Consider the following 7,292-nt stretch of genomic DNA (forward strand, 5'->3'; position numbering starts at 1 on the left):
GGATGACCGTCGAGCAGCTCACGACGACCGGCCTGAAGGGTGCCGGCGGAATGCTGGGCATGGCGTTCGTGCTGCTGCTCGCCTTGGCGCTCGGTGCGATCACACGAGAGCTCGGCGCGGGCATCTATGTCGCGTCCGGCGTGGCCGAGGCCGGCGTGGGGCCGGCGCTCCTGCTCCCACTCGTGTTCCTGACTGGCGCGTTCGTCGCGTTCTCGACCGGGACGAGCTGGGGCACGTTCGCCATCATGATTCCCATCGCCGTCCCAGCGGCTGCAGCCCTCGGCCTGCCCCTCGCGCCGTTCCTGGCCGCGTCGCTCGCAGGCGGCATCTTCGGCGACCACTCCTCACCGATCTCGGACACGACCATCGTCTCGAGCCTGGCCGCTGCGACGGACCACATCAGCCACGTCCGAACACAGCTTCCCTACGCCGCAATCGCAGGCACCGTCGCCATCATCGGGTTCGCGATCATCGGCGCGACGTTGTAGTCGTCCTCGAGGCCGTGCCGCACGACCGAGGTCGGCTCGTTCGCCCTCGAAGTCGCACGCGGTGGCCGTCCTCGAGGGCGCCGAGGTAGGTTGGCCGACCCCTCGTCCTCGACATGTCCATCGATCCCCTCGCCGGCCAGCCCGTCCCCCCGAGCCGCCGGCCCGACGTGTCGCGCATCGTCGCGGCCTATTACACCCAGGAGCCCGATCCCGGGGACGCGACGCAGCGCGTGAGCTTCGGGACCTCGGGCCATCGAGGGCGCTCCCAAGACGGCGCGTTCAACGAGCCGCACGTCCTGGCGATCAGCCAGGCACTCGTCGAGTACCGAAAGGGGGCGGGCGTCGACGGGCCGCTGTTCGTCGGGTTCGACACGCACGCCCTGTCGTGGCCCGCGTTCGTCTCCGCCCTCGAGGTGTTCGCCGCGCACGGCCTGGAGGTCGTGGTCCAGGACGGCCACGGGTTCACGCCGACGCCCGCGATCTCGCACGCCATCCTGGCGCACAATCGAGGACGAACGACCGGCTTGGCCGATGGCGTCGTGATCACGCCGAGCCACAACCCGCCCGGGGACGGCGGCTTCAAGTACAACCCGACGAGCGGAGGCCCCGCCGGAGCTGACATCACCGGCCCGGTCCAGGCTCGGGCCAACGCCATCCTCAAAGCCGGCCTCGATGACGTCCAACGCGTCCCGTTCGCCCGCGCCCTCGCGGCCGATACGACCCACGCCCGAGATCTGGTCGCGCCCTACGTGGACGACCTCGACGCGGTCCTCGATCTTGGGGCCATCCGCAGCGCCGGCGTCACGATCGGTGTCGACCCGCTGGGCGGTGCGAGCGTCGGGTACTGGCCCCGGATCGCGGAGCAGTGGGGCCTCGACCTCGAGGTCGTCAACCCCGTCGTGGACGGGTCGTTCGGGTTCATGCGGATCGACCGCGACGGCAAGATCCGGATGGACTGCTCGTCGCCCTACGCGATGGCGGGGCTGGTCGAGCTCAAGGACCGGTTCGACGTCGCCGTCGGGTGCGACCCGGACGCGGACCGGCACGGGATCGTGACGCCGACCGTGGGGCTGATGAACCCGAACCACTACCTCGCCGTCGCCGTCGAGTACCTGTTTCAGAATCGCCCGGACTGGCCCAAAAACGCGGCCGTCGGCAAGACGTTGGTCTCGTCCTCGATGATCGACCGCGTCGCGTCCTCGATGGGGCGGACGCTGGCCGAGGTGCCCGTCGGGTTCAAGTGGTTCGTGGACGGGCTGCTCTCGGGCGGCTACGGGTTCGGCGGGGAGGAGAGCGCCGGCGCGTCGTTCCTGCGCAAGGATGGGACCGCCTGGACGACCGACAAAGATGGCATCCTGCTCGCGCTCCTGGCGGCTGAGATCACGGCCGTGACCGGCACCGATCCCGGTCAGCGCTACGCCGACCTCGAGGCCCGCTTCGGGAGCCCCGTCTACGCCCGCATCGACGCGCCAGCGACGCTCGAGCAGAAAGCCGTCCTCAAGGATCTCTCGCCCGACGCCATTGAGGCCGACGCCCTCGCCGGCGATGCGGTGACGGCGACCCTGACGCGAGCGCCCGGAAACGACGCACCCATCGGCGGGCTCAAGGTCCAGACCGAGAACGGGTGGTTCGCGGCGCGGCCCTCGGGCACGGAGGACATCTACAAGGTCTACGCCGAGAGCTTTCGCGGAGACGACCACCTCGAACAGCTCCAGTCCGAAGCCCAGGAGATCGTCTCGGCCGCGTTCGCCAAGGCCGGTGTCTAGCCGACTCTCGTCCTCGAGGTCGGCCCCCTCGCACTTTCGTCCCATGATCCGACTCCTCGCGCTCGCACTCCTCACCACCGCTGCGACGGCGCAGACGTTCGAGGAGATCGTGCCGCCGGACGCTGAGGTCCAGGTCCTCGCGAACGGCTTTGGCTGGGCCGAGGGGCCGGTCTGGCGCGTCCTCGAGGGCGACCTCCTGTTCTCGGACGTCCCCGGCAACACGATCTGGCGCTGGACCGACGAGCACGGCCTCGAGGTCTACCTCCGCCCGGCCGGACGCGCGCTCGGGACGGACACGCCGGGCGAGACCGGCAGCAATGGGCTGATCTTAGATCACAACCGCCGCCTGTTGATTGCCGAGCACGGCTCGAGGTCGGTCACCCGGCTCGATGCCGAGACCTGGGTCCGCCAGCCGCTCGCGACACACTACGACGGTCGGCGCCTTAACAGCCCGAACGACTTGGCGCTCCACCGATCCGGCGTCCTGTTCTTTACCGACCCGCCCTACGGCTTGGCGGGCGGCGACGACTCGCCCCAGAAAGAGCAGCCGCACAACGGCGTCTACCGCCTCGATCCCGACGGCACGGTCACGCTGTTGATCGACGACCTGACGCGGCCCAACGGCGTCATCCTGTCGCCCGACGAGCAGACCTTGTACGTCGCCAACTCCGACCCCGAACGGGCGATCTGGCGGGCGTACCCCGTCCTCGAGGGCGGCGCGCTCGGCGAGGGGCGTCTCCTGTTCGACGCGACCTCGATGGTGGACCCCGAGACGCCGGGCCTGCCCGACGGCATGGCGATGGGCGCCGACGGGACCCTGTTCGCGACCGGCCCAGGCGGTGTCCTCGTCCTGACGCCCGGCGGCGAGCACTTGGGCACGATCCCGACGCCGATGCAGACGGCCAACGTCACTTTCGGCGATGACGGCCACGTTTTGTACCTGACCTCGCACGACCGGCTCCAGCGTATCCGCATCGCCGCCCGCGGCGTCGGCTTTTAACGCTCGTCCTCGAGGACGCCGCGTCGCATCGAGGCTGGCGCCGTTCTCGAGGGCGGATGTCGCACTGTGCTCGGTCACCCCCAGCTGAATGTCCCCACTCCTGATTCTAGCCATCGGCATGGCGACGGTGCTGGGTCTGATCGTGCTCGGCCGGGTCCACGCGTTCCTGGCGCTCTTAGCGGCAGCACTCGTGGTGAGCGTGCTGTCGCTGCCGGTCGCGGAGGCCGTGGGCGCGGTGGCCGAAGCGTTCGGCAACACGGCGGCCTCGATCGGAATCGTGATCGCGTTCGCGGCCGTGATCGGGAAGGCGATGACGGACAGCGGCTCGGCTGACCGGATCGTCCAGGCGTTCGCGGGCGACCATGACGGCCGAGTGGCGCCGGCCTTGACGGCGAGCGGGGCGGTGCTCTCGGTCCCGGTCTTCTTCGACACGGTGTTTTACCTGTTGGTGCCGCTCGCTCGGTCTGCTGCTCGCGCGACAGGGAGGGGCTATCTCAAGTACTTGCTCGCAGTCGCCGGTGGTGCCGTCGTGACTCACGCCCTCGTCCCCCCGACGCCGGGTCCGTTGGTGACGGCCGCCGAGCTCGGCGTCGACCTGGGAACGATGATGGCCGTCGGGCTCGTAATCGCGGTCCCCTCGACGGCCGCCGTGCTCCTGTTCGCCCGGTGGGCCGACCGCCAGATGCCGCTCGCGCTCCCCGACCCCGAGGAGACCGACGGCGTCCCTCTCGAGGACGTCCCGACGACGTTTCCGAGCCTGGGCGCGGCCCTTCTGCCGATCGTCGTGCCGGTCGTGCTCATCACGTCCGCGACGTTGGCGTCCGCCCTCGAGGTCGATGCCCCGTGGCTGGCAGCCGTCGGCAACCCGAACCTGGCGCTGGGCCTGGCGACGGTCGCGGCCCTCGTCGTCTATGTCCGGCAGCGGCGGCCGAGTCGCGAGATGGTGTCCGCCGCCGTCGAGGAAGCGCTGATGTCGGCCGGCGTCATCATCTTGATCACGGCCGCGGGCGGTGCGTTCGGGGCCATGCTGCGTGCGGCGGGCGTCGGCGACGTGTTGGCCGCGTGGGCCCAGGGCGGGGCTGGCGGGTTTATGTTGCTCCTTCTGGCGTTCGGGACCGCGAGCCTCCTCAAGATCGCCCAGGGCTCGTCGACGGTCGCCATGATCACGACCGTCGGCTTGGTCGGCGGCGTCGTAGCCGGCGCCGATCTCCCGTTCCACGCCGTCTATCTCGCGACCTCGATCGCGAGCGGCTCGCTCGTCGGCTCGTGGATGAACGACAGCGGGTTCTGGATCTTCGCCAAGATGGGCGGGCTCGGCGAGGTGGAGACGTTGAAGACGTGGACGCCGCTTTTGGCCGTCGTCGGCACGGTCGCGTTCGTGACCACGTTGCTGCTGGCCGCGCTCGTCCCGTTGGTGTGACCCGGCCTCGAGGACGAGGCTAGGCCGCGTGCACCTGGAGCTGTTCCAGCGTCACGACCTCGAGGGCCTTCGCGTTCGTCGCCTTCAAGACAACCGGTGGTGCAACGCCGGCCCCCAAGGCCTCCCGCCACCGGCTGACGCACAGGCACCAGCGGTCACCGGCCTCGAGACCCGGGAATCGGTACTCGGGCCGAGGCGTGGACAGGTCGTTGCCGCGCGACCGGGTGAACGCCAGGAACGCGTCCGTCATCACGGCACAGACGACGTGCGTGCCCCGGTCGTCAGGACCGGTCTCGCAGCGGCCGTCGCGGTAGAACCCGGTCAGCGGGTCGCGCGAACACTCCTCGAGGTCGCCTCCCAAGACGTTCTTGGTTGGGACGACCTGCATCAGGCCGTCTCGGTAGGGTAGCCCGCGCCGGTCCACGCGCGCCAGCCGCCGTCCATCGACGCGACGTTGGTGTAGCCCATCTTCCCGAGCGACTGCGCCGCGAGCGCGGACCGGTAGCCGCCACCGCAATAGAGGACGATCGGCGCGTCTACGATCGGCACGACGCCTTCAATGTCGCGTTCCAGGACCCCACGCGAAAGGTGGATGGCGCCAGGGATCCGCCCACGGCTCCACTCCTCGGGCTCTCTCGTGTCGATCAAGACGATGGGCTCCTCGGTCTCAAGAGCGGCATGGACGGCCTCGACGTCGGTCTCCTGGATCTCGCGACGCGCGGCGTCGACCAAGGCGACAAAGCGGGGACTGTGGGCCATCGGGTTGGAGGAGGGTCGGGGTTGGACGTCTACCGGCGCTCAGGTTTCCGGCCTCGAGGCCGTTATCCGCGGACGTCGAGCAGGAGCGAGCGGAGGCCCGGCACGCGCATCCCAGACCGGAGCGCGACGTCGCGGGCCGATGCCCACGGCTCCGGCAGCGTGATCAGCTTGCCCAGCCGAACGGCCTGCCGCATCGTCGCTTCCACATGGGAACGCCGCTCCGCCTCGTACGCATCGAGGACGCCGAGCGGAGCGCCCTCGAGGACGGACAGCAGGAGCGGGGCCAGTGAGGCCACGTCGCGTAACCCGGCTCCCAAGCCTTGTCCTAGGAACGGCGGCATTTGGTGCGCCGCGTCGCCCGCCAGCATCAGCCGTCCTCGACGCCACCGAGACGCGACCACGTCGTGGAACGTGTAGACGGCCGCGCGCTCGACCTCGAGGCCGGATGGGTCGACGTGGGGTGCCAACAACGACCGGATCGTCTCCGGCCGGGTCATGGCGTCCGCCGTCTCGCCCGGTCGGAGGCGGAACTCCCAGCGCCGCCGGTCGCCGGGGAACGGGACGAACGTCGTCGGGCGGTGCGGGTCCGCGATCTGCTGGAGCCGGTCCGGGAGCGGGAGTGGCTCGGACAGGATCGTGTCCACCACGAGCCACGGCTGCTCGAAAGAGCCCCCGGCCCACTCGGCCTCGAGGGCGGGCCGCACCACGCCTCTCGCCCCGTCGCACCCGGCGACGAGCTCTGCCTCGAGGCCGAACCCGTCGCCCCCGAGGCGGACGTGGTCTCCGTCCTCTACGATAGACGTGACCGCGTGACCGAGCCGGACGTCGACGGTCTCGAGGTCGGCGAGCCGTGCGCGCAGGGCTCGTTCGAGGGTGGGCTGGTGGATGAGCAGCGCGTCGTGACCGGGAGGTGGGCTCTCCGCCGGCCGTCCTCGAAGGAGCAGGCGCCCGCGGCGGTCCACCAGGTCGAACCCGTCGATGGGCCGGCCCTCGACCTCGATGCCGGCGTTTCGAACGACCTCGAGGGCATGACCGTCCAGGTGCGCCGCGCGGGGAAGCGTGTGCGGCGTCGTATCCCGCTCCACGACGACGACCCGGGCCCCGTTCATGCCGAGCGTCGCCGCCAACGTCGCGCCGACCGGGCCGAGGCCCACGATGGCGACGTCGAACGGGACGGAGTCAGACATGCCCCGAGAAACCCCACCGACCGCGCCCGGGTCCAACGCGCTCTCTTCTCTCCTCACCTCTCATGGCTGACAACTCCGTAAAGAAAATCGACTCCTCCGCCTCGCCGACCGGCGAGATGGGCCAGACCTACCTCGTCTCCGGCACGTCTGTCGCGATGCGGCTCTGGTCCGAGCCCGCCGGCACCGAAGGCGAGCCCCACACCCGCCCCTACGAGACCGTCGGCTACGTCGTGAGCGGCAAGGTCGAGGTCCACGTCGCCGATAGCGTGGTCACGTGCGGCGCAGGCGACAGCTACCTCGTCCCCGAGGGCGCCGAACGTCGGTACAAGATCACGGAGGACCTGACGGCCGTCGAGGCCACGTCGCCTCCGGCCCGCGTCAACGACCGCGACGACGCGTCCTCGAAGCAGCACGCGTAGGCTTCGCCGGCCCGGCGGCTCTCGAGGACGACCACGCCCCCGCATCGGCTTCGAGATGTGGGGGCGCTTCTTAGTTCGCCCGCCGGTACGATGTGGTCCCAGCGTATCGGACCGACGTGATCGAGCCGCGCTCAGCGAACAGGTTCGCCTCCGTGTGCAAGACGCAGCCCTCGACGCACGCCGCCGGCGCCGGCTCCTCGAAGCGGAGCCGCAGGCCGCTGCCCTCGAGGTCGGCCGCGAAGCGGGTCACGCC

General features: G+C 70.3%; 9 protein-coding genes. 5 read left to right on the forward strand and 4 right to left on the reverse strand.

Features of this window, described 5'->3' with window-relative positions; all coding sequences use genetic code 11:
* From WBA11_RS08175 to WBA11_RS08190, 4 genes are all read left to right on the forward strand, one after another.
* A partial coding sequence (locus WBA11_RS08175; RefSeq protein WP_424520205.1) for a Na+/H+ antiporter NhaC family protein occupies window positions 1-488 on the forward strand: 488 nt, incomplete at its 5' end.
* 113 nt (window positions 489-601) lie between these two features.
* Window positions 602-2,254, forward strand: a complete 1,653-nt coding sequence (gene pgm / locus WBA11_RS08180) for a phosphoglucomutase (alpha-D-glucose-1,6-bisphosphate-dependent) (protein ID WP_424520206.1) — start codon at window positions 602-604, stop codon at window positions 2,252-2,254.
* Between the two features lie 43 nt (window positions 2,255-2,297).
* A complete protein-coding gene (locus tag WBA11_RS08185; RefSeq protein ID WP_424520207.1) occupies window positions 2,298-3,254 on the forward strand; it encodes an SMP-30/gluconolactonase/LRE family protein in 957 nt (318 codons plus the stop codon).
* An 88-nt stretch (window positions 3,255-3,342) separates the two neighbouring features.
* Window positions 3,343-4,674 carry a GntP family permease gene (locus WBA11_RS08190; RefSeq protein WP_424520208.1) on the forward strand — a complete coding sequence of 444 codons (1,332 nt, stop codon included), beginning with the start codon at window positions 3,343-3,345 and terminating at the stop codon, window positions 4,672-4,674.
* A 19-nt stretch (window positions 4,675-4,693) separates the two neighbouring features.
* On the opposite strand, the gene WBA11_RS08195 is transcribed toward WBA11_RS08190, so the two are convergent.
* The 3 genes from WBA11_RS08195 to WBA11_RS08205 all read right to left on the reverse strand — a co-directional run bounded on the left by WBA11_RS08195 (window position 4,694) and on the right by WBA11_RS08205 (window position 6,620).
* Complete coding sequence (locus WBA11_RS08195) at window positions 4,694-5,062, reverse strand: DUF2237 family protein (RefSeq protein WP_424520209.1); 369 nt, start codon at window positions 5,060-5,062, stop codon at window positions 4,694-4,696.
* Window positions 5,062-5,433 (reverse strand): rhodanese-like domain-containing protein, encoded by a 372-nt coding sequence (locus WBA11_RS08200; RefSeq protein ID WP_424520210.1) that lies wholly within the window; start codon window positions 5,431-5,433, stop codon window positions 5,062-5,064. The genes WBA11_RS08195 and WBA11_RS08200 overlap by 1 nt, the downstream gene beginning before the upstream one ends.
* Window positions 5,434-5,495: 62 nt before the next feature.
* On the reverse strand, window positions 5,496-6,620 hold the full coding sequence (locus WBA11_RS08205; protein ID WP_424520211.1) for an FAD-dependent monooxygenase: 1,125 nt from the start codon (window positions 6,618-6,620) through the stop codon (window positions 5,496-5,498).
* Window positions 6,621-6,682: 62 nt separating this feature from the next.
* On the opposite strand from WBA11_RS08205, the gene WBA11_RS08210 reads away from it, so the two are divergent.
* Window positions 6,683-7,039 carry a cupin domain-containing protein gene (locus tag WBA11_RS08210; protein WP_424520212.1) on the forward strand — a complete coding sequence of 119 codons (357 nt, stop codon included), beginning with the start codon at window positions 6,683-6,685 and terminating at the stop codon, window positions 7,037-7,039.
* Window positions 7,040-7,109: 70 nt separating this feature from the next.
* On the opposite strand, the gene WBA11_RS08215 is transcribed toward WBA11_RS08210, so the two are convergent.
* Window positions 7,110-7,292: hypothetical protein (locus tag WBA11_RS08215; protein WP_424520213.1), on the reverse strand; the 183-nt coding region annotated here is incomplete at its 5' end.

Origin of the sequence: Rubrivirga sp. (assembly GCF_049648075.1) — a bacterium.
Lineage (GTDB): Bacteria > Bacteroidota > Rhodothermia > Rhodothermales > Rubricoccaceae > Rubrivirga.